Below are 22,737 nucleotides of genomic sequence, written 5' to 3' on the forward strand. Positions count from 1 at the left end.
ATATGGCGATTATGGATTTAAATACTGTACCGTCGCAAGCTGTTAAAGTGGCTTAGCTCACGCATAATCAGCCCCGTCACCGCTGCAACTTACATCACCGATGTTTAGCGCCGCCATATAAATTTTGGCGCAGACTATAGCAGTATCTCACTTATTTAGACAGAGACCAGCCCCGCTAAAACCTCGTCCTTAATCGAGTCAGTGAGTCGATTTAACCTATAAATTACGCTGCTACTTTGTTATGTTAATCAACAATTAAGTTTCTTTGAGAGCGCAGCAATGTTTACTCATGCCAGTTTTGATTTCTTAAACGAATTATCGGTCAACAATGAGCGAGAATGGTTTAAAGCCAACCAGTCAAGATATGAAGATCAAGTGCGAACGCCCGCACTGCAGTTTATCGAATCGATGCAGCCAGCCGTCTTAGCGCTTTCACCTAGATTAACCGCGGTACCGAAAAAGGTCGGCGGCAGTATGATGCGCCCCCAGCGTGATAGCCGCTTTAGTAAGGATAAAACACCTTATAAAACCAATGTCGGCATCCAATTTCGCCACTTTCAAGGTAAAGATGTACATGCTCCAGGTCTGTACTTACATATCGCCAACGACAGTTGCTTTTTAGGGGCGGGTATTTGGCATCCTGAATCCAAAGCACTCAATGCTATCCGTAGCTGTATCGACGAAAATCCCAATGGTTATAAAAAAGCATTAACAGCGCTATCACAAAGCGGGTTTAACATGGAAGGCAGTCAGCTAATTAGGCCGCCCAGAGGGTTTGATAAAACTCACCCTATGCTAGAAGAGCTTAAACGAAAAGACTTCATCGCCATTAAACCGATAAGTATAGAGCAAGTGTGCTCAACGCAATTTGCCGACGTTTGCGCAGCAGAGTTTGAGCAATGCCAGCAACTCATGCGCTACCTGTGCTTTGCACTGGAATTGGATTACTAACTTACCCGTTTAGTAGTTAATCAACTCCTTGTTATGCAACTGCAGCCGTTTTCACCTACAGCTTGGATAAAGGCGGTGAAGCCTGTGCACTCTGTCAACCTTGGCTGAGGCGCTTAACCGCAGACTCTGCTACAATTGCGCCACTTTTTATCTGAGCCCTTCGAGGCTTCTGCGTCAGGCACATTTACATGGTCGAATCATCTACAGCAGCTAATGCATTTCAAGCTGAAACCAGCGCTCAAAAACGCGCATTTAGCTATAGCAATACCATACATCAGCTATTTAACAGCGTGTTCCAGCAAAAAATGCCCGCTGATCGTATCGTAGGCGAATACTTCAGAGCCAATAAGAAACATGGTTCTAAAGACCGCCGAGTTATTAGAGAAAGCTTATTTGCGCTGTTCCGTTGGTGGGGCTGGCTTAAAAAAGTGCATACCAGCACAGAGCTAGACGATAGTTGGTTTGCAGCACTTGCGGTCGTCGCGGAGTTAGAAGGCCACTCTTGGAGCCAATTTAGTGAAGCTTGGCAAGGCTTTGCTAATCAGTCGGGTAAATTCAATGTCAACGCTAGCCCTCAGCCTTTGCCGACAGTGTCAGATAAGTGCCAATTTGTTCAGCAATGTTTTACTGATATCGACTTTCAAGAAAAAGACTTATTACCGCAGTGGTTTTGGGACATTACCGATATAGACGCTCAGCATGAGCTTGCGCTTATCGAAGCCATGAGTTCACGTCCACCGATTTGGGGACGGGCGCAAAAGTGCTCTGCCCTGCAACTCACCACTGAACTGAAAAATGACAACATTGACGCTAGCAGCAGTGATTTTTTTAGTGATACCGTCAACCTTGGGCATAAGAGCATTAACCTTAATGCGATAAAACCTTACCTTCAGGGCCATTTAGAGATCCAAGATCTCGGCTCACAAGTGATTGGACAAATTTGTGATCCTAAAGCCGATGACCATTGGTGGGACACCTGCAGCGGCGCTGGTGGAAAATCACTGCAGATCCGCTCTTTAATGTTCAATCAAGATGAGAACGGAACGGGTTCAATCACAGCATCAGACATTCGTAAAAAACCATTAGAAGAGCTGATGAAGCGGGCAAAACGAGCCGGGTTTAGTGGCATTTCTATTGCACCTTGGCAGGACGATTCTCTCCCCGTCTCCCAAGGCAGCTTTGATGGAGTACTTGTCGATGCACCTTGCAGTTGCACTGGCACTTGGCGCCGTAACCCAGATATGCGCTGGCTAGACGATGTAAGTGTGGTCAATGACAAGCAAGCACTGCAATTGGATATTCTTAACCGCAGTGCCAAAGCGGTAAAGTTAGAGGGACAATTAGTGTATGCCACTTGCTCACTGTCACCGGTTGAAAACGAGCAGGTTGTAAATGCATTTCTCTCTCAACACCCACATTTTGCATTGCAGCAACTGAGTCACCCGTTTACAGGGCAACCAGCAGAAATGCTCACGGTATGGCCGCAAGATGCAGATACTGATGGTATGTTCGTTGCTAAAATGTGCCGAAAAAGCTAGCTCAATACTTAAGAACTATATTGAGAAAATCTAGTGCTATATTGAGAGATAAACGCCGTGCAATGCACGGCGTTTTTGTTTCCTTTGTCTGATAATCCAAATTACTGTCGATGCTGTCATTGTGCTGTCATGTTCTGTTTTTATTATCCAGTGGTAAGCCAGCAAAGTTCAATGTGCAAAACGCACCAATAATCGGAAATGTTAGGATTAAGGCGATGAGAAATACATACGAGTTTGATCAACATGTAGAGCGGGACAATAGTTTAGAAAACCGTTTCGACAACAATTTATCTTACGAAAATGATGTCGACGATAACCTCACTGAAGACAGTAAAAGTAACCGCCAAAAGTTGCGACGAAAAGAGCAGCGCAGCCACAATAAGCGAGCGCCAATAGAAGCATTTTCTGAAGAACATTTTGTGAGTGAGAGTAGAAGGCGTTGATATTTTGTAGTTTTATAATAAAGTAAGAGGTTAACATGGTTTCAACCTCTTACTCTTTATACTGACTAAGCCTCACACATCTACATCAAGCGTACTGTTTAACCGCTGCGCATATAGTTGACGACGCTTAACGCTCTTATTGGCATACAAATTTTGATCTGCATTACGCAACCATTCATGATTATTCTGTACATTGGTATTCAAACACCGACCAACATGAAGACTTGCATCGCTAAAGCCTTTTTCACTAAAGTGAGATTCTATCTGAGCTGTTGCCAGTTCAATATCTTCGATACACTCTTTATTAATAAACAGCACGAAATCATTTACACCTATTCGGAAAATACTTTCTTGGTTATGGCTACTTGTCCGTCGACCTAATTGCGCAGCAACAAAACAAATGAGCTTATCTCCCTCTCCAAGACCCAATTTTTTATTAACCAGTGACAAGCCCTCTATCGTGACCAGTACTAAGTAACATTCAGAGATAGCCGATGACCCGATAGGTTGCTCTTGACGCATAAACTCATCAAATGCAAAACGGTTAGCGATTTTAGTTAACTCATCAATACGGGCATTTTTCCAGGCGATATCGAGCGTTTCAATATAGCGCTGTTTTTCATCCGACAACATGCGAATTTTATGTGCCAATGCTAGCGACAATAATAACGCATCGGCTGTGCCACCAATCAAAGTCGCTAACTCAGCGTTGTCAAAAAAGTCAGGCATTAACCCCATATTTCCAGGAAGAATTAATACGGCTGGTAACAACAAACAGGTGAATGCAAAGATGAAGTATCGGGCTGGGTAAAAGCCTTTTAACAAGCACACATTGCCACAGGTAATCGCTAAAGCAATCCACAGCATAATCAAAATAGACGCGATGATAGCAGTGTAAGAGATTAAATAAATACTGGTTGGCAACGCAATAATACATGCCCACATAAGGTATTTACTTAATGTCCATAATCTCGGTGACAGTTCTGGTAATTGCAAAAAATGCTTATAAAAAAGAATGTTAAATATAGGTAAACCAATAAAGAACAGATGGTGCAACGGCAAGCCATGAAACCCAAAAAGGTGTGCCGGAATATGGAATGTTAACGCCCAACCACAGAAATAAGTTAACACGTAAAATCCATAATATAAAAAGGCTTTATCTTTAATGGATGCATAAATAAGTAGATTATAAAAAGCAATTGAGACTAGAGCCCCTAAGCACAGCACAATAAACATTGCACTAAAGTCAGAGTCAAGACGATGCTGCTCGTAGGGTTGCACTTGAAGCTTGGGTTGTGAGGAGTAATAACGGCTGTTTATTCGGGTCACTAGCCAGTAGTTAGTTGCCTTTTTAAGCTCAGCTTTTCGTGCATAGTCGAACAAAAATTCGTATGGCGCATAATAACCGCTGTGGAAATACTGCTTCGAACCATCTTCGCCAATTATCCAGTAGTCAATAGATTCAATAATGGCATTTTTGACATTAACGCTCCACAAGCCTTCATCTGCTGAGATAACAAAAGCGCTTGCCATCCAATAATCACCGCCCGCCAATGAGACTTTATTCAGCTGAGGATGTGATTTTATCCAAGGTGTAATTGCCATAAAGTCTTGCGGAAAACTTTCACCTTCAGAGGCTTCAAAAAGAAAAGTATGATCAAATACAGCACTTGCATGAACACTTTCATTACTGCCAAAGAGAGACAATATCAATAAAGTGATTGTTATAATTTTTATGTGCATGGGGGATAAATTCACTTCCTAAAGCCACATCGAACAAAAATCAACGTGACAAAGTTCACGTATTCGACAATATTTTGACTTAAGTCTACATGAAACAGGCGTTTATCAACAATTTAAAGCACACTTTGTTATCCCGAGGATATACTTTAGAGGAAGGTAAAATAAAGAAAAATAGACATGCAACCAATAGCTGATGTTATAACCGCGCTATTAGCTGCATAGAACAGCATAAAAAAAGTCGCTAGAACGTTGCTCTGCCACCTAAATAAAAGCCTGATTCAAAGGTTGCATTTGGAGCATCATCATATTGAAAACGGATATCTCTATAACCCACAAATAACGCCAGTGCAGGGTTAAGTTGATATTGAACCTTACCGTCTACTTGCCAAGAACCATCAATATTGCCAAATGACAGCACTGAAGGTGAATAGTAGCCCGACCCCTGAAACGAAATATTCGAGCCTAACTGCATTGCATAACGCCCGCCAACACCAACAACATTACCATTCTGACTTTTCTTAGACCAAAGCTGACTAAACTTTGCGCCAATCTCAATATGGTGTATACCCGCATCATGAGCAATATGCATCGCACCGGATAGCATCTGTCCGCCATTTTCAGAATAAATATACTCTGCAGACGCGTTAACATCCTTATTCAGGTCAACCTGTAGGTCGGTTAAAAAGGTGTCATCATTTAAACTTACGCTAGCATCTGTTGCCAGAGCTGAAACGCTGACCAAATAGAGCGAAGCCACGCCCACTAACACTTTAATTTTCATTTGTCGTCTCAACACATAGTTGTCATTTGCGGCGAGCATACACAAAACCAAGCTAATGTTTCATCTAAACAGTGAGATCAAGTTCGCATTTCAATAAAGCGCTACCAAAAGTAAACCACCAACCAACAAAATCAACATCAACACAACCTTGGTATCAAGTGGGGCAGGAGATTATATAAAGGCTTTATTCGCTAAACGCTTGATTTCTCCCTTGATAAAAAACATCTAAATATTTTACGATATATTCCTCATTTTGGGAGTTACAGACTCGTTATAACGCCTTTATACTAATCGATGGTATTGGTCGACAAAGCCTTTAATCATCTCAATTAATGGCTTTGCTATACCTAGTTTTAAAATCTCAAAAATGTTTAAAACAACTATAATAAATATCCTGAGTGGTATGATTTGGAGCAAGCATGAAACAATTAAAATTCACCTCGATAGCAATAGCAATTACAACCGGCATCGTGCTAATGGGCTGTGGTTCTGATTCAGATTCTGATTCATCACCGAACCCAGAGTTCGGCAAATTTAGCCTTGGTGTATCCGACAATCCAGCCGATGCCAATGTGGTTAATATCGCATTTAAGCAAGTCGTGCTAAAAAACAGTGCTGGCTCAGTATCATTCGATGTTTCTGTCGGTGATGATGGCCTACAACACGTCGACTTACTGAGTGTGCAAGGGCAAGATGTGGAAACACTCGTCAGTGGTCAATCTGTCGCTGTTGGTGAGTACCAAATGTGTATCTATATGCAAAATAACCAGATATCTGATACAGACAGCTCTTATGTTCTTTCAGGTGCAAGCAAAGACACCAATGGCGACTATGTCGGTGGCGTTGTCGAAGGCTTAGTCACCAATAGTAATGGATCTTGCGGCGGCGTTGGTGCTGATGAAGAAAATACCGGTCGATTATTTTTTAATAAAGCATTCACTATTGCAGCGGGCAACAACTCATTTGTGGCTGAATTCAATTTATCACAAGGCCTCCAAGGCCCTCATGGCAATAAAGAATATTGGACCTTAAAACCAACATCGGTCCAATTGGTGAATAGTGCAGATGTTGGCGCAATAGCCGGCGAAATTAGTACTGAGACGATGAGCAACTGTGAAACCAACGCTAGCGGCTCAGAGTTTTCTCCTGCGGTATACCTTTATCCTAACAGTACAGCATTAGATAATATGGCAGACTTTAGAACGGGTGAAAATGTACTAACTCAAGTAGCCCCGATCACCTCCGCTAGAGTTAACCCTATTGAAGACAATGAAGGAAACACCTCAGGTTATAAATATGAGTTTGGCTTTGTTGTCGCCGACACATATAGCTTAGGTTACACCTGTCTTGCACAAAATGATGATCCTGAAGCATCCAATGTTCGTGATCCTCAGGATGGAACAGCGGCTTTTTTCATCGACTCTTCCGAGCAGGACGTTACTGTTGTCGTTGATGAAACAACAACACGTCACTTCCCTGAATCATTTGTACCAAGTGACTCGTAAAGTCGCTTGGATTTAACATCACGCTACGGAAAAAAAGGTATGATTTAATGCATGCCTTTTTTTCATCAAAAAAATACCATCCCATAAATTTGATATCTTCTACATCTGGTTGCTGAATATGTCACATTAAAATAAATTGTGCGCAACAATATTGCTAGCAATTATAAATAATAGTAAGGTATCAGCAGAAAAAGGAGCACATTATGTCATCTTCAATTTACGGGTTTTCAGTAACAAATATTCAAGGGCAAGAAACCTCTCTCGAGGACTACAAAGGAAAAGTGGTTTTAATTGTTAATACTGCTAGTGAATGTGGCTTTACTCCGCAGTACAAGGAGCTTGAAGAGCTTTATAAGAAGTACCAATCACAAGGCTTAGCGATCCTCGGATTCCCTTGTAACCAGTTTGGTGCTCAAGAAAAAGGTAATAGCGCAGAGATAAGTTCATTTTGCGAACTTAACTTTGGCGTCACCTTCCCTCTATTTGAAAAAATAGAGGTCAATGGGGAAAATACAGCCCCTTTATATCGTCACTTAAAAGCTGAAGCAAAAGGCCTATTTGGCTCTGAGCGGATAAAGTGGAATTTCACAAAGTTCTTGGTTAACAAGCAAGGTAAAGTTGAAAAGCGCTTTGCTTCAACAACCAAACCAATGGCTATTGAAAATGATATTTTAAAGTTACTGTAAATAAAAACATTGAATAAACAGTGCCTTAATTATTGAGTAAAAAAAATTGAAATTTATTTGTCTATTTTTTGAACTTTCACAAAACAACACCCTCTAACTTCTTGAGCATTGAATTTGTTTTCATGTTCATCATTCTCCCTGGGACTTCTAGCGCAGTCCCCTTGATCTCTAAGTAGGTCAATCAGGCAACCCATTGGGTTGCCCTTTTTTTATCCTAAATTATCAAAAACAGTCAAATTCAACGACAAAAAACAAAAAGTAAGCAAAAAGACTCTAAGCTGTGGGAACTAATTTGAAATAAACGACTCTCACTATATGAACCGATTCTCGTTAAGTGAATTTCATCAGTTGGCTTAGCTTTTAGTTTCATTGTTCATCATCATTCCCTTGGGCACTCCTGTTGAGGTTTGCCATTGGAGTTAACAGTTTCGCTAGCGCATTGACTTGTTTAACTCCTGAGAAACATATTGTATGGCAACCCATTTGGGTTGCCATTTTTTTTGCCTGTTTTTACTTGAGACTTTTTTACTTGAGACTTAATCGCGGTTCTTATCCAGCTTTACAAGGCTCAAACAATAGAATTTAAGACAAAAGAAGCACATAGACTTTATGTTCAGTTTAAGCCAAGAGAAAGAAGTGAAATAAAATGCAATAAAACGCCTTCATTTGGGAACTAATTTGAAATAAGCGACTCTCACTATATGAACCGATTCTCGTTAAGTGAATTTCATCAGTTGGCTTAGCTTTTAGTTTCATTGTTCATCATCATTCCCTTGGGCACTCCTGTTGAGGTTTGCCATTGGAGTTAACAGTTTCGCTAGCGCATTGACTTGTTTAACTCCTGAGAAACATATTGTATGGCAACCCATTTGGGTTGCCATTTTTTTTGCCTGTTTTTACTTGAGACTTTTTTACTTGAGACTTAATCGCGGTTCTTATCCAGCTTTACAAGGCTCAAACAATAGAATTTAAGACAAAAGAAGCACATAGACTTTATGTTCAGTTTAAGCCAAGAGAAAGAAGTGAAATAAAATGCAATAAAACGCCTTCATTTGGGAACTAATTTGAAATAAGCGACTCTCACTATATGAACCGATTCTCGTTAAGTGAATTTCATCAGTTGGCTTAGCTTTTAGTTTCATTGTTCATCATCATTCCCTTGGGCACTCCTGTTGAGGTTTGCCATTGGAGTTAACAGTTTCGCTAGCGCATTGACTTGTTTAACTCCTGAGAAACATATTGTATGGCAACCCATTTGGGTTGCCATTTTTTTTGCCTGTTTTTACTTGAGACTTTTTTACTTGAGACTTAATCGCGGTTCTTATCCAGCTTTACAAGGCTCAAACAATAGAATTTAAGACAAAAGAAGCACATAGACTTTATGTTCAGTTTAAGCCAAGAGAAAGAAGTGAAATAAAATGCAATAAAACGCCTTCATTTGGGAACTAATTTGAAATAAGCGACTCTCACTATATGAACCGATTCTCGTTAAGTGAATTTCATCAGTTGGCTTAGCTTTTAGTTTCATTGTTCATCATCATTCCCTTGGGCACTCCTGTTGAGGTTTGCCATTGGAGTTAACAGTTTCGCTAGCGCATTGACTTGTTTAACTCCTGAGAAACATATTGTATGGCAACCCATTTGGGTTGCCATTTTTTTTGCCTGTTTTTACTTGAGACTTTTTTACTTGAGACTTAATCGCGGTTCTTATCCAGCTTTACAAGGCTCAAACAATAGAATTTAAGACAAAAGAAGCACATAGACTTTATGTTCAGTTTAAGCCAAGAGAAAGAAGTGAAATAAAATGCAATAAAACGCCTTCATTTGGGAACTAATTTGAAATAAGCGACTCTCACTATATGAACCGATTCTCGTTAAGTGAATTTCATCAGTTGGCTTAGCTTTTAGTTTCATTGTTCATCATCATTCCCTTGGGCACTCCTGTTGAGGTTTGCCATTGGAGTTAACAGTTTCGCTAGCGCATTGACTTGTTTAACTCCTGAGAAACATATTGTATGGCAACCCATTTGGGTTGCCATTTTTTTTGCCTGTTTTTACTTGAGACTTTTTTACTTGAGACTTAATCGCGGTTCTTATCCAGCTTTACAAGGCTCAAACAATAGAATTTAAGACAAAAGAAGCACATAGACTTTATGTTCAGTTTAAGCCAAGAGAAAGAAGTGAAATAAAATGCAATAAAACGCCTTCATTTGGGAACTAATTTGAAATAAACGACTCTCACTATATGAACCGATTCTCGTTAAGTGAATTTCATCAGTTGGCTTAGCTTTTAGTTTCATTGTTCATCATCATTCCCTTGGGCACTCCTGTTGAGGTTTGCCATTGGAGTTAACAGTTTCGCTAGCGCATTGACTTGTTTAACTCCTGAGAAACATATTGTATGGCAACCCATTTGGGTTGCCATTTTTTTTCCCATTAACGAACATCTTCAAGCTGAATATCTAGCATCACAGCTATTGACGGATGATAACCATCACGTGCCAGCGCGTAGATATTTTTAATCTCAGCTGTAAATCCCGCTTTGAGTAATTCAGCATAGAGAGGCCTGACAAGTTTACCCCGACCTATTTTAACGAGGTAGTCACTTACCGCTGGCAATACCGCAGTATAGCCGTTACGAATAGCGACCTTATACCAATCACATGCGATCTCTGCGTTAGTCGAAACTGTCAATGAAAAGACGTTATCAAGATCGCTCAGTTGCGTGTGTGTAATCACCAACGGTAGGTTAGCCAAAAAGTACTGCCAATGGTGTACTAACCAGCCAAGGGTATTTAACTCTGTCGCAAGACAACCCGATGTGAATGCAGCGAGTGCAACGTTCACTTTATCTAGGCTATTTGAAGTGGGTGCGGTAAACCATTCCGGCATACCTTCGCCGTAGATCCAACCCAATAAGTCAGCTTCAGTTATTGAATCTGCATGCTCAACTAATAAGGTCTTTTTAGCATACTCAACGAAGGTTTCCGTTGTTATCGCTTCAAAAGCAAACGCTTGCACATAATCATAAAGAAATGTATCAAAAGACTCACGCCCAAGCCTTTTTTCTAAGTCGTGTACGAACATTGATGCTTTGTCATAAGTGAAGCGATTAAAAGCTTCGTTTGGATCTTGATTTTGCATATTGGCAGGCAAGGTTTGTGCCTGCAGTGCAGTAGACTCAATGGCTTCTTTTAGTCGGCCGTATTCAAGCACAACTTCAAGTTCAGCTAACTCTTTACCAAAGACTTTTTCGACGATACGGTTAGTGAAGTATGTGGTGAAGCCCTCGTTTAGCCATAAGTCACGCCAAGTCGCATTACTGACCAAGTTACCGGTCCAAGAGTGCGCTAACTCATGAGCAACAGTAGACACTAGGCTTTTATCACCAGCAATTAACGTTGGCGTCATAAAAGCGAGTCGCGGGTTCTCCATTCCACCAAATGGGAAACTGGGTGGCAAAACGAGCATGTCATAACGGCCCCAAGGATAGGGGCCAAGCAAGGACTCAGCCACTTCAACCATGCTCTCGGTGTCTTCAAATTCAGCGATTGCCGATTCGACAACCTCAGGCTCGGCATAAACTCCGGTACGTGCTCCTAATCGACCAAAAGCCAGATCACCAACGGCGATGGCAAGCAGGTGAGTCGGCATCGCTTTTTCCATGGTGAAACTAAAGCGACCATCAAGCGCAACATTGGCATCATTCATGGCACTCATTACCGCTCGCATGCCTTTAGGTGCGTTGATCACCGCATCAAAGGTAATTCTAGCCTTTGGTGTATCTTGCAGTGGGATCCAGCTACGAGCATTAATGGGTTGAGATTGACTAAAAAGAAACGGCAGTTGCTTGCCACTTGTTTGAGCGGGCGTTAACCACTGCAAGCCTTGCGCTGCTGGCGATGTAGCGTAATGTATTTTGACACTGCTGACAGACGGATCTAATTTTACGCATAAGCGTTGACCTAAGATCTCGTCTTCTTTGTCGATGGCGTATTCTAACTGTTGATCTGCCCCGGTGGTCACATTAAAGATGGTGATATCACGCAGGTCGAGCATCAATTCACGAGTGTCGTTATCTAAAAATGTAAGCTTGAGTTCCACCAGCCCAGTCAATTGTTTAGATGCAAAATCCACATCTAACATCAATGATAAGTGCTTAACACAAACTTGCTCTGTATTGGCGAATGAATGGTAGTCACGGCTATTATCCCAGGGCTCTAACACGGCATATCCTTTTTAGTCACTGAATCTTTGAGGGTATTTTAGCCATAATTCATCCATGTAGATGAGATTGACTTGAATAAGTTTAAATGGAACACTTGCGGATATTGTATGCAAATATAAAAATGAGAGAAACCCTCCATGAAAAATAAACACCTTACACTCGCTTTATTGCTCAGTCCTCTACTTATAACACCGCAGCTTGCTGCTGCCGAGTCGGCCAAGGACCTTAATACTGTACTCAGCCAAAATTATGCCTGTAGTGACACTATCATAATTCGTTCTCAAGCATTAACGTCACAACAAATTGAGTCTGCATGCTTATTACTGCAAACACAGGAAGCTAAGTTTCACCTTTTGTTCGGCACATTGAATAAGCCTGTAGCCAACGACAACAACCACAGTATGCGGGCTAATGTTTACCATTCCAGAGAAGACTATATAGCCAATGTGACCGCTCACTTTGATGTTCCTAGTGATAACGGCGGCATGTACCTAGAGGGCTTTCCTTGGGTAGATGGCAATCAAGCAGAGTTTGTTGCCTATGAGAAAAAAGGCCAAGTTTGGAACCTCGCCCATGAGTATGTGCATTATCTCGATGGTCGCTTTAACCTTTACGGCGATTTTTGCGCATCACTGCATGACTCACATAGTGCACCAGAATATTGCCCGAAACCCGCTCCTTTGTACCCTCATACTGTTTGGTGGAGCGAAGGTGTTGCAGAATACATCTCTCTTGGCGATGACAACCCAAAGGCCATCAAGGTCATAGGCGATAAAAACTTAGTCTTAAGTGATTTGTTTAATACCAGTTATGAGCGTAATGGTGGTGGTGATAGAGTGTACCGTTGGGGCTATTTAGCGGTGCGCTTTATGCTTGAAAACCATAAAGACAAGATTGATGAGATGCTGACTTTTACACGTAAAGGTGATTACCCGAGATACCAAGCATTAGTGAGCCAATGGGGAACCAGTATGGATGATGAGTTTCAAGTGTGGTTAACAGACCTAACAGTAAAAAATTAGTTACGATTACCGTTTATATCACCATCAAAAAAGGCCTCTTAATGAGGCCTTTTTAGGTCTATCTTGCTAGATTAGAGTTTAAAGGCGGATACCGGCTTTCTCTAAATCTTTAGCAATAACGCTGCGTGGAAGTGCAACATAACCGTCTTTCTCTACGATTTGCTGTCCTTGCAGTGACAGTACATAGCGGATGAACTCACGATCCATTGGCGCAAGTGCCTTGTTAGGATGCTTGTTCACATAAACATATAAGTAACGTGATAGTGGGTACTTACCGCTTGCCGCATTTTCAGGTGAAGCAGCGATGTAATTGGTGCCTTTCTTAGAAATCGCAACTGCTTTTACGCCTGCTGTTTTATAACCAATTCCAGAGTAGCCAATCGCATTGAGTGATTGAGATACCGACTGAACTACTGAAGCTGAACCGGGTTGCTCATTAACGTTAGCTTTGAAGTCGCCTTTACAAAGCGCTTTCTTTTTGAAGTAACCGTAAGTACCAGATACTGAGTTACGACCATATAATTGTACGTCACGTGTAGACCAGCTACCCGTTAGGCCAACATCACCCCAACGCTTAACATCATCACCGCCACACTTTTTAGTAGAAGAGAAGATACCGTCGATCTGCTCCATGCTCATGCCTTTGATTGGGTTATCTTTATGCACAAACACTGCTAACGCATCGATTGCAACACGAATCGCAGTTGGCTGGTAGCCGTAGTGCTTTTCGAATGCTTCAACTTCATTTGGCTTCATCTTACGGCTCATCGGGCCGAACTGAGAAGTACCTTCAGTCAATGCTGGCGGCGCAGTAGAAGAACCCGCTGCTTGAATTTGAATATTCACGTTAGGGTACAGTTGTTTAAAATCCTCAGCCCATAGCGTCATCATGTTAGCCAAAGTATCTGAACCAACAGACGATAAGTTACCAGACACACCACTTGTTTTTTCATAAGTTGGTAAAGACTGGTCGATTGCAGCCATTGATGCTGCAGAAAATACAGTCGCTGCAGTTAAGCTTACTGCGCCAACAAGTTGTTTCAATTTCATTCTTTGCTCCAGTGTTTAAATATCATGGTTTCTTAAAACGCTGTCAGTATTAACTTCTATGATGACAAGTCTATTACTGTAACGTGACACTTGGATGACAACGCGGGTATTTTTGACAAGTTAATAGCGGTAATATAAAAAAACAGGCTAAGCGCCTGTTTTTATGTCATCTAATTTTAGCTTATCGCCCTCAGTCGGCTGAAGTGAGAGCCTCAGGCACCGTAAACTCAATCAGGTTAGGCGGAATAACAAAACTAAATGTACTGCCCTTACCTAACTGGCTTGATACCATAAGCTCGCTCTGGTGATGATTCAGCGCATGCTTAGTAATCGCAAGGCCTAAACCTGTACCACCACTTTGTCTTGAGCGCGCACTATCAACCCGATAGAAGCGTTCCGTTAAGCGGCTAATATGTTGCGCTGCGATACCTTCACCACTGTCACGCACACTAAATTGTCCGCCAGTGGCAATCTTCCGCCAGCTAATATCGATAGTCCCACCAGGTTCTGTATATCGAATCGCATTGGAGATAAGGTTTGTGCAAGCACTTCGTAGCTGTACCTCATTACCATACATATCAAGCCCTGGCTCACAATAAAGACTTACCTGATACTGATCTTGTGCTAACGCGAGTGCCTCGTCATGCAGTATGTCCATCATCGATGACATGTTCACTTTAACTTCGAGGTTTACATCCCCGGCATCCTCAATTCTTGATAACGCGAGTAACTGCTCAACCATAGAACGCATACGCGTGGTTTGCTGTTGCATCTGCTCCATCGCTTTAATATTGGGAGAGTCAGGCTCCGCCATGGACTGCATCATTTCCAAATAGCCCTGCAGCACAGTTAAAGGCGTCTTTAGCTCGTGTGATACATTAGCGACAAACTCTTTACGCATCCCCTCCAGTTGACGCACCCGAGTAATATCTCGTGCAATCAGTAGTAATTGGCCAGAGCCATAGCCCATGATCCGAATCTCTAATAAGCGCCCTTCAGACAGGGGGGCCGCTAATTCTAAAGGCTCTTGGTATTCAGCATCTTTTAAGTAATTAGAAAAATCAGGATGACGGATAAGGTTATCAATTCGCTGGCCATTATCTTGCGGCCAGACAAAACCTAATAACAGCTGCGCGAGTTTATTACACCAGAGTATATTGTGCTCAGCATCGAGCACGACGGCAGCATCAGGAAGTGCTTCAGCGCCCTGCCTGAAGCGGCCGAGTAGAAATGCGAGTTGAGATACGCGTTTACGGTTTTTGCCCTGTAAGCGGTAGATACCGTTAAATACCCCTTCCCAACTACCGCTGCCGTTCGGCGGTGTTAAGCGGCGGTCATGCCACAGCCAATAGTTAAGCCGTGAAAGCTGACGGTAATTCCAAAACAGTAAACAGATACAACCGAGTAAAAGTATCCAAAAGACTTCATTAACCAGCAAACCAACCACTAAACAAAGCAGTAGATAGATCACCAATCGAGAAATTAGACGATACCCAGAATATGAATCAAACATAGACCGACCATATGGGAGAGCTGAGCATAAGATAACGGAAAAGCTATCTTATGCCTATGAGATATTGAACTAAAGTCTCGTTGAGAAACGGTAGCCAGCGCCACGAACAGTTTGAATAAGGCGATCATGCCCTGATTCAGTCACCGCTTTGCGTAAACGTCTAATATGCACATCAACCGTTCTATCTTCAACATATACGTTGGTGCCCCAAACATTATCAAGCAGCTGTTCACGGCTGTAAACACGCTCCGGGTGCGTCATAAAGAAATGTAATAAACGAAACTCTGTCGGGCCCATGTCTAATACTTGTTCACCAACGGTGACACGATGACTTACAGGGTCCAATTGTAATCCTTGCACATCGATGGGGTCTTCAAGACATGTTGGCGCGGCACGGCGTAATACCGCCTTAATACGCGCAACCAGCTCTTTAGGAGAAAAAGGTTTCGTAATAAAGTCATCGGCGCCCACTTCAAGGCCCCTCACTTTATCTTCCTCTTCACCACGAGCCGTCAACATGATAATTGGAATATGACGGGTAAATTCATCTTGACGTAATCGCTTAGCTAATTGAATACCACTGCCACCTGGGAACATCCAATCAAGTAAAACAAGATCGGGATAGGGCTCTGTTAACATATCCAGTGCTGAGTCGTAATCTTCAGCCGACGTTGTGGTAAAGCCATGTTGCTCTAACACGAAAGTTAGCATCTCGCGAATCGCTAACTCATCTTCAACTATCAGTATCCTTGCTGTCATAATCGATCTTCTGTCAGTGAATTTCTATGGGCCTATTATTGGTCAGTTTTATTACATTAATATTAAATGACATGACATTTTGCCATAATAAAGTAAATTATTGTCATAAAGCTAAACGATTTAGTTAACTTTAAGACGTAAAAAGGAGGCCGAAGCCTCCTTTTTAAAAAACCTAAGCGTGACTTAGAACTTATGTTCTAGACCAACACCAAAGTATTTGTCATCATTTTCAACTTTTTCATATGAACGATTAGTGTAAAAAGCGAATAGTTTTGTCGGTTTACCTAGTTTGTAATCACCGCCTAAAGACCATGAATCACCTTTATCTTCCATATCTTGGTACTGTGCTTTTAATACCACTGCATCGATAGTATACGCTGCACTAAAGAGGTAACCTGTTTTGCTTTCAGCGCTTACAACTGCATTTCCGTCGCTGTCATAAGTCGCTTCTTGCTGCTGATACATACCGCCTAACTTAAAGCCAGCGATTTTACCTTGCACTGTGGCACGAACAACTTCGTAACCTTTTACATCTGAATCATAAGCTACAGAGGCGTAAACCGGTGACTTTTTAAGTTTTGCATCACCGTACATCGCTGCAACACTGAAGCCATCTTGAGCATACTGTGAACTAGCACCTTCAGCAGCGTAAGTCACACCCATTTTAAAGCCACTGAAAGAAGGCGTTAGGTAAGTTGCTGTTTGTTCAATACGGTTTTCACCTTTGAACAAGTTTTTCAAATCACCTGAAAGGTCATTGAACTGGTCAACTTTACCTTGAGATACTTTAAGCATGGTGTCGTTACGACCAACAGAGAAAGCACCAAAGCTGCCTTTAAGACCAACAAATTGGTTACGTGCTTTGAAGTTTTCCTTAACGTCATCGCCTGTATCTACTTCATATTCTACGGTGTAGAAAGCTTCAAGGTCACTGCTGAGTTCGAAAGCACCTTTAACACCAAAACGAGAAGCATTAGATTGAATCGTAGTCGTGGCTTCATCATTTACATCATTAGACTGTGCTGTCACATTTAGCTTACCGTAAACTGTTAGTGGTTCTGCAGCGTGGGCAGAAGCAAGAGTTGCAGTAGCAAGAGCAGAAGCCAGTAGAGTTTTACAAAAAACGTTCATCATTTAATCCTTTCGACGTTTATGCGTCTTGGTTATTGGTTTGGACGAGCGTCATAATGAAGATAGTTTGTTGCATTTTTATTTCAGCAAACACTAAATCGAATTGAAATTGTTTGATAAATGTTAACTCGATAAGGGCGAGCCCCTAGAACAGGGGCTTTCAGGAGCAAAATGAGAAATATGACAGTTTGGTTAAATGTGACAAAGCTGTCGAATAAGAACATGCCTAGGCGGTTTACCAGAACCAGACAATGCCTTACACTGCGGCTTTAATTTTGACTGAGCATTAATCTATGTGGTTTAAAAATCTAACTGTATACCGCTTTAACAAGCCTTTCTCTGTTGACACTGAATCAATGGAAAAATCACTGGAAGACTTCACCTTCTCTCCATGCTCAAGCCAAGATGTCAGTAAGTTTGGGTTTTCTAATGCCCTCGGCAAGCATGGCGATTCTTTGGTCCATACCGCTGCAGACAGACACCTTATCTGCGCGACTAAAGAGGAGAAGCTTCTACCTGCTCAAGTAATTAAAGAAGCCTTAGAAGATAAAGTGGCTCTGCTTGAATCTGAAGATGGTCGCAAGCTTGCCAAAAAAGAGAAAGATGCGCTAAAAGATGAGATCATCATGACTCTTTTACCAAGAGCCTTTTCTCGTCGTAGCCAAATTCGCGCGCTTATATTGCCTGAAATCCAGATGGTTTTGGTCGACAGTTCAAGCGCAGCTAAATCAGAAGAGCTTATGGCTTTGCTTCGTAAGGCCATTGGCACTTTACCTATCATTCCAATTAGCTTTAAAACGCCAATTGAAACACAGTTAACAGAGTGGTTAAAAGAAGGTAAAACACCTGCCGCTTTTGAAATGCAAGATGAAGCCGAGCTAAAGAGTGATTCTGACGAGGGCGGTATTGTTCGCTTTAAGCAGCAAGATTTAACTGAAAATGAAGTATTAGCGCATATCGAAGTCGGTAAGCAAGTACATAAGCTAGCACTGCATTTTGGTCAATCAATCGCCTTTCTTCTTCAATCAGATGCTGCGATTAAGCGTCTTAAATTCTCTGAAGAGTTTAGAGCAGGCAATGATGATGTTGGTGATGAAGATCCGATGGCGCGTCTTGATGCCGATTTTGCCTTAATGAGTAGCGAGTTAATCGCCTTAGTTAATTCTGTAGTCGATTCCCTCGGTGGACTCGAAGACAGTATTTAAGTTAACGACTGATATTGCGGTAACAAAAAGGCGCCTAAGGCGCCTTTTTACTCTTTAAATATAGCTGCTATTACTCAGCAGCCTTTAATTTACCCTCTTTATCGAACGGCCAATCAATGCCCAACCAAGCTTTGAAAAATGCTTTTTGAGAACGGCTCGGTTTTTCAACACTACTTATCGCCAATTTACCGCTCTGTTGTTCACCTAGCGCAAGCTCTATCTCTTTAAGTCTGTCATTACTAAATAGAGTAACCTTTATCTTGCCATCCGCTTTAAAGTCCTTAATACGTGACTCAAACCCAGCAGCTGTGACTTTTAAGCCATTAATTGCCACAATTTCATCGCCGAGCACAATACCAGCGTTCCATGCGGGTCCATTACGCAGTACGCGTGAAAGCACTAAGCTATTAGATTCAAGTGTGACACCTACAAAAGGTTCAGACTTAGCATCGTCTCCATAACCCACCGTTAAACCAGCTTGGTCTAACATAGTGTCGAAATCTAAACTAATAGGTGAGTTAACATGCTCCTGCCACCACTTTTCGTAGCTCGTTCCCGAGACATTTTTCAAAATGGCTTTTACATCAGCAACGTTGTAGCCCGCTGGAATGCGGTGCGACTGATAGAGCTCACGATGCACGTCGCGATATGAACGCTCCAACTTGGTTTCATCGAGTAAAGAGAAATCCAGTGCCAGCGAGGTTAAATAACCTTCAGAGTATATGTTAGTACTATGGTTTACGGCATAATCTCCGCCGATACTTGCCCATTGATTGGCACTCGCACTTGCAACAGACTGCACTTCTCTACCCGGGGTTTTCTCGCTTTGTGCAACACGCTTCGCCAAATCTTCGAAGAACTCCTTCGCGGTCATTACGCCAGCACGGAGCAACAATTGGCTTTGAAAGTAACTTGTTGAGCCCTCTGCCATCCAAAGTAGCTGAGTGATCCCCTCTTCCTGATAGTCATAGGGAACTAACCCTTCAGGACGGTATGCTTTTACATTCCAAGTATGAATAAACTCGTGCGAAGCCGTCTTTATAAAACCAAGATAGTCCTTACGATCACGATAACTAAAGCGTGGACGTTGAATAATGGTCGAGTTCAAATGCTCAGTTGCACCACGAGCGCCACTAGTGGCATGCACCATATAGACGTAACGTTCGAAGGGATAATCATCCCAAATGACCTCCGCTTGGCCACTTAGTTTAGTTAAATCATCAACCATCTTGTCGATATCGTAATTACCTTCACCCCAAATGACTAACTCATATTGCTTGCCATCTGCCTTAAATTCTCGGTATTCACTGATCCCGGTTTCGATAGGAGAGTCGACTAATATGTCGTAATTAGCCGCCGTAAAGCTGTGGTTCGTTGGTCCACTATCCATACCAGAATAACTATTCCAAGCAGAAGGAACTGCTAGGCTGACATGGATAGGCTCATCCCTAAACTGCGGGCTATAAACAAAAGTGCCACTGGCATCGAGGAAAGCATGAGAAGCATCAATATGATTGACCCGTTGCCCAAGCTTATTGGCGTAGAGCTGATATGAAACCGTGACGGCTGTTGGTTTATCAAGTGCAACGGTCCACTCACCACTTGCCGTTCTGCTCCAAGGCAGTGTATCGCCAGCGGCGTCTTTTGCAGTGAAAAATCGCACCGAATCTGCAAGTGGCAGTACTTCATACTTACCGGTACGCCAAACGGGTAAATTAACGACTAAGGCTGATGACTTTGTTGCAGGAAAAACCACCTCCACTTTGGCTAAGTGGTGCTGTGGATTTGATAAATCTATTGAGTAATCAACGTCTGCAATGGCTACTGGAGAAATTAATGCGCTAAAAGTTAAGATTAGGGGAACTACTGGTTTCACTCTCGCTTCCTTCTGTTATTATTGTTTTCATTAAGTCGAAAAGTATAACATTTGACTTGATTACACCAATTAAAATAACAAAAAGATATAGCTCTTGAACTTTAGCTTAGAGCAAGGAATGACCTACCCATGCGCAGTGTGTTGACCCTTTTATTGATTATATTGTTCAGTTGTATAAGCAACTGCGCTCATGCGATAGCCAGAAATGACGTTGATACAGAGCATAAGTTTAGAGAATCTCCCAATAGTTTACGCCAATCAATCAATAATAATTTACCCACACTCCCAGATTTCACCAACAAAGAAGCGCTTAATCGTTATGCGATGAAAAATGGACTCTCGCTTGCCGATCTTAAATTTGAGCTGCAACTATTAGCAAGACTATCGTTAGATTTATCAACCAAAAATGACGACCGTTACACTGTAGCTAGAAAATTAATCGACCAATTAGAACTTGTTGCAGACAATGACTTTGATAAAAGTTATATCCTCATGCTTAACGGCCGCTATATAGGCAAAACTAAACAAGATTTCAAATCAGCTATCGCTTTTTATCAACAAGCAATCACAGTACTTTCCGCTAACCAGAGTGTGAAAGTACAAGTATTACGGTTTACCCTGCATGAAAACATTGGTGTTATGCACATGATGTTACGAGAAGACGAATCTGCACTAGCCCACCTCAAAAGCGCTCAAGCAGTTGCACTTGAGATTGCAGACCCCTACATGGTCGCTCATGCAGAATCAGTGCTGGGGAAGTATTACTATAAAAAAGGTCAGTATGGAAAATCACTTTCGCATTACTCTGAAGCGATAAAACATACCAAGGCAGATGAAAACCCAACTCAAGATGCGCATATTCAAATGCAATTAGCCCGAGTCTATCGTTCACTCAAATCTTGGGATGATGCCTTACGCTACGCCACTGCGGCCTCGGCAATATACCAACGCCTCGGTAAAGAGGTTTATGTCGCCGCCAGCATGACGGTGATAGCAATGACCTATGGTGAACAAGAGCAATGGTATAAAGCGATTGATTACTACTTAAATGCCCAACAAATTGATGCCAGACTCGGCAATTATATCGGCCAAGCGCTTACGTTACATAATCTAGGTGAAGCCTATTTTAAAATTGGAGATACCAAAACATCCATTTCTAATCTACTACGTGCAAGCGCCATTTTTAGCTCTCGTAATAGCGATCACTATTTAGTTTATAATCATCTTTTACTTGCCGAAGTGTTTAACAGTATCTCCGATTGGGAGCCTGGATTAAAGTACGCCGAATCCGCGACTCGTATAGCAGAAAAAATGAAGCTTGACGATGAGCTTATAGAAGCACTTACCTTAACTTCAGCCGCGCAACAGCACCTTGGGTTGTTTGAACAGGCATATCACAATATTAACAAGATCCTTAAATTGCGATCCAAAGACGGCAATGAGGTCAACGATGACCAGCAAGCTAAGCTATTATTTCAATTACAAAAAGCAAAGCTTAACATTAACCAAAAAGATAACGATTTACAGAGACAAGAGGGCTTGCTATCAACTAATCGTTTAATGTTGATTTTCTGTTTATTGGCACTCGCGTTAACCTCAATTATGTCTATTTATCTGTGGCGAATTAAGAACAGCTTAACAGCGAAATGCACTAAATTAGCACAGAACAGCAGCTTGGACCCATTCACTAAAACAAGCAATTACTCTGCTTTCATTCAAGATTTCACTGATTACAGCAATACATTTAAAACGCTCGCCTTAATATCATTAACAGAACAGTTAAATTCAGATCTAGCCCAAGGTTATTCATGTAATGCAAAAATGAATAAACAGCAGATAGACTCACTGTCAGGGGCTTTAAATTGCCAAGTCTATATTGTTCGACCAGGGCTTTTTCTCTTGAGCTTTGACATAAAAGTGGCCCCCGACACACTACTGAGCAACATAAAAAACGCCTTAAATGATAACTATGGTGACACTTGTTTGCACATGGGGCTGCTAAACCTGCCTTTGCTCGCCGATCCAGCACTCAAAATTTCAGCTGAGCAGCACTTCGGTACGTTACAGATGATGCTATCGGCAGCGATCACCTTAGGTAACCAACAAAATTACTATGTCACCCTAAAGCCGCTCAATTTTGCATCTTCAGGTATCTTTGAACCGCCGCTATATCTCAATATTGAAAAAAGCATTATCCGTGGCATCATCAAAATAGAGACCAACGGCATCAAGGGTGATATTGTTTGGCCAAGGTGGAAGAGCCATCAAAATGTCGATTTGGCCGCCGAGTTGAGTTAACGACACAA

16 protein-coding genes are annotated in these 22,737 nt (G+C 41.9%); 8 read left to right on the top strand and 8 right to left on the bottom strand.

Annotated features, from left to right (window positions below; genetic code table 11):
- Window positions 1-279: 279 nt before the first annotated feature.
- From CXF83_RS17365 to CXF83_RS17375, 3 genes are all read left to right on the top strand, one after another.
- A complete protein-coding gene (locus CXF83_RS17365) occupies window positions 280-951 on the top strand; it encodes a DUF2461 domain-containing protein (RefSeq protein ID WP_101090556.1) in 672 nt (223 codons plus the stop codon).
- Between the two features lie 188 nt (window positions 952-1,139).
- Window positions 1,140-2,489: an RsmB/NOP family class I SAM-dependent RNA methyltransferase gene (locus CXF83_RS17370; RefSeq protein ID WP_101090555.1), complete on the top strand. Its 1,350-nt coding sequence runs from the start codon at window positions 1,140-1,142 to the stop codon at window positions 2,487-2,489.
- A 215-nt stretch (window positions 2,490-2,704) separates the two neighbouring features.
- A complete protein-coding gene (locus CXF83_RS17375; RefSeq protein ID WP_101090554.1) occupies window positions 2,705-2,932 on the top strand; it encodes a hypothetical protein in 228 nt (75 codons plus the stop codon).
- A gap of 72 nt (window positions 2,933-3,004) precedes the next feature.
- Here the strand turns inward: CXF83_RS17375 and CXF83_RS17380 are convergent, their stop codons facing one another.
- Together CXF83_RS17380 and CXF83_RS17385 are read right to left on the bottom strand one after the other, a co-directional pair.
- Window positions 3,005-4,675 (bottom strand): 7TM diverse intracellular signaling domain-containing protein, encoded by a 1,671-nt coding sequence (locus CXF83_RS17380; RefSeq protein ID WP_101090553.1) that lies wholly within the window; start codon window positions 4,673-4,675, stop codon window positions 3,005-3,007.
- Between the two features lie 241 nt (window positions 4,676-4,916).
- Window positions 4,917-5,456, bottom strand: coding sequence for a YfaZ family outer membrane protein (locus CXF83_RS17385; protein WP_101090672.1), 540 nt, complete (start codon window positions 5,454-5,456; stop codon window positions 4,917-4,919).
- A 419-nt stretch (window positions 5,457-5,875) separates the two neighbouring features.
- Between CXF83_RS17385 and CXF83_RS17390 the strand changes: the two genes are divergently transcribed.
- Window positions 5,876-6,961, top strand: a complete 1,086-nt coding sequence (locus tag CXF83_RS17390; protein ID WP_101090552.1) for a DUF4382 domain-containing protein — start codon at window positions 5,876-5,878, stop codon at window positions 6,959-6,961.
- Window positions 6,962-7,164: 203 nt separating this feature from the next.
- Window positions 7,165-7,647 (top strand): glutathione peroxidase, encoded by a 483-nt coding sequence (locus tag CXF83_RS17395; protein WP_101090551.1) that lies wholly within the window; start codon window positions 7,165-7,167, stop codon window positions 7,645-7,647.
- 2,436 nt (window positions 7,648-10,083) lie between these two features.
- Here CXF83_RS17395 and CXF83_RS17400 read toward each other — a convergent pair.
- Window positions 10,084-11,874 carry a M1 family metallopeptidase gene (locus CXF83_RS17400; RefSeq protein ID WP_101090384.1) on the bottom strand — a complete coding sequence of 597 codons (1,791 nt, stop codon included), beginning with the start codon at window positions 11,872-11,874 and terminating at the stop codon, window positions 10,084-10,086.
- A 138-nt stretch (window positions 11,875-12,012) separates the two neighbouring features.
- On the opposite strand from CXF83_RS17400, the gene CXF83_RS17405 reads away from it, so the two are divergent.
- Window positions 12,013-12,897, top strand: coding sequence for a collagenase (locus tag CXF83_RS17405; RefSeq protein ID WP_101090385.1), 885 nt, complete (start codon window positions 12,013-12,015; stop codon window positions 12,895-12,897).
- 78 nt (window positions 12,898-12,975) lie between these two features.
- Here the strand turns inward: CXF83_RS17405 and CXF83_RS17410 are convergent, their stop codons facing one another.
- The 4 genes from CXF83_RS17410 to CXF83_RS17425 form a co-directional block, all read right to left on the bottom strand.
- Window positions 12,976-13,947 (bottom strand): PstS family phosphate ABC transporter substrate-binding protein, encoded by a 972-nt coding sequence (locus tag CXF83_RS17410; RefSeq protein WP_101090386.1) that lies wholly within the window; start codon window positions 13,945-13,947, stop codon window positions 12,976-12,978.
- 190 nt (window positions 13,948-14,137) lie between these two features.
- Window positions 14,138-15,460: a phosphate regulon sensor histidine kinase PhoR gene (gene phoR / locus CXF83_RS17415; RefSeq protein ID WP_101090387.1), complete on the bottom strand. Its 1,323-nt coding sequence runs from the start codon at window positions 15,458-15,460 to the stop codon at window positions 14,138-14,140.
- Between the two features lie 69 nt (window positions 15,461-15,529).
- Entirely contained in the window at window positions 15,530-16,219 is a 690-nt protein-coding gene (phoB, locus tag CXF83_RS17420; protein WP_101090388.1) for a phosphate regulon transcriptional regulator PhoB, read from the bottom strand.
- A gap of 183 nt (window positions 16,220-16,402) precedes the next feature.
- Window positions 16,403-17,353 carry a porin gene (locus CXF83_RS17425; RefSeq protein WP_101090389.1) on the bottom strand — a complete coding sequence of 317 codons (951 nt, stop codon included), beginning with the start codon at window positions 17,351-17,353 and terminating at the stop codon, window positions 16,403-16,405.
- Between the two features lie 290 nt (window positions 17,354-17,643).
- Here CXF83_RS17425 and rdgC point away from each other — a divergent pair, with 290 nt between their 5' ends.
- Window positions 17,644-18,555 (top strand): recombination-associated protein RdgC, encoded by a 912-nt coding sequence (rdgC, locus tag CXF83_RS17430; RefSeq protein WP_101090390.1) that lies wholly within the window; start codon window positions 17,644-17,646, stop codon window positions 18,553-18,555.
- A gap of 70 nt (window positions 18,556-18,625) precedes the next feature.
- Here rdgC and CXF83_RS17435 read toward each other — a convergent pair whose 3' ends face one another.
- The gene (locus CXF83_RS17435; RefSeq protein ID WP_101090391.1) at window positions 18,626-20,431 is read right to left on the bottom strand and encodes a M61 family metallopeptidase; all 1,806 of its coding nucleotides are present in this window, start codon (window positions 20,429-20,431) and stop codon (window positions 18,626-18,628) included.
- Window positions 20,432-20,560: 129 nt separating this feature from the next.
- Here CXF83_RS17435 and CXF83_RS17440 point away from each other — a divergent pair, with 129 nt between their 5' ends.
- Complete coding sequence (locus tag CXF83_RS17440) at window positions 20,561-22,729, top strand: tetratricopeptide repeat protein (RefSeq protein ID WP_101090392.1); 2,169 nt, start codon at window positions 20,561-20,563, stop codon at window positions 22,727-22,729.
- Window positions 22,730-22,737: the final 8 nt, after the last annotated feature.

Origin of the sequence: Shewanella sp. Choline-02u-19 (assembly GCF_002836205.1) — a bacterium.
GTDB lineage: Bacteria > Pseudomonadota > Gammaproteobacteria > Enterobacterales > Shewanellaceae > Shewanella.

What these genes read in the sequence shown, in the direction of transcription:
- CXF83_RS17365 (WP_101090556.1), top strand. Translation starts at nt 280, where the DNA reads ATGTTTACTCATGCCAGTTTTGATTTCTTAAACGAATTATCGGTCAAC.
- CXF83_RS17370 (WP_101090555.1), top strand. Translation starts at nt 1,140, where the DNA reads ATGGTCGAATCATCTACAGCAGCTAATGCATTTCAAGCTGAAACCAGC.
- CXF83_RS17375 (WP_101090554.1), top strand. Translation starts at nt 2,705, where the DNA reads ATGAGAAATACATACGAGTTTGATCAACATGTAGAGCGGGACAATAGT.
- CXF83_RS17380 (WP_101090553.1), bottom strand. Translation starts at nt 4,675, where the DNA reads ATGCACATAAAAATTATAACAATCACTTTATTGATATTGTCTCTCTTT.
- CXF83_RS17385 (WP_101090672.1), bottom strand. Translation starts at nt 5,456, where the DNA reads ATGAAAATTAAAGTGTTAGTGGGCGTGGCTTCGCTCTATTTGGTCAGC.
- CXF83_RS17390 (WP_101090552.1), top strand. Translation starts at nt 5,876, where the DNA reads ATGAAACAATTAAAATTCACCTCGATAGCAATAGCAATTACAACCGGC.
- CXF83_RS17395 (WP_101090551.1), top strand. Translation starts at nt 7,165, where the DNA reads ATGTCATCTTCAATTTACGGGTTTTCAGTAACAAATATTCAAGGGCAA.
- CXF83_RS17405 (WP_101090385.1), top strand. Translation starts at nt 12,013, where the DNA reads ATGAAAAATAAACACCTTACACTCGCTTTATTGCTCAGTCCTCTACTT.
- CXF83_RS17410 (WP_101090386.1), bottom strand. Translation starts at nt 13,947, where the DNA reads ATGAAATTGAAACAACTTGTTGGCGCAGTAAGCTTAACTGCAGCGACT.
- phoR (WP_101090387.1), bottom strand. Translation starts at nt 15,460, where the DNA reads ATGTTTGATTCATATTCTGGGTATCGTCTAATTTCTCGATTGGTGATC.
- phoB (WP_101090388.1), bottom strand. Translation starts at nt 16,219, where the DNA reads ATGACAGCAAGGATACTGATAGTTGAAGATGAGTTAGCGATTCGCGAG.
- CXF83_RS17425 (WP_101090389.1), bottom strand. Translation starts at nt 17,353, where the DNA reads ATGATGAACGTTTTTTGTAAAACTCTACTGGCTTCTGCTCTTGCTACT.
- rdgC (WP_101090390.1), top strand. Translation starts at nt 17,644, where the DNA reads ATGTGGTTTAAAAATCTAACTGTATACCGCTTTAACAAGCCTTTCTCT.
- CXF83_RS17440 (WP_101090392.1), top strand. Translation starts at nt 20,561, where the DNA reads ATGCGCAGTGTGTTGACCCTTTTATTGATTATATTGTTCAGTTGTATA.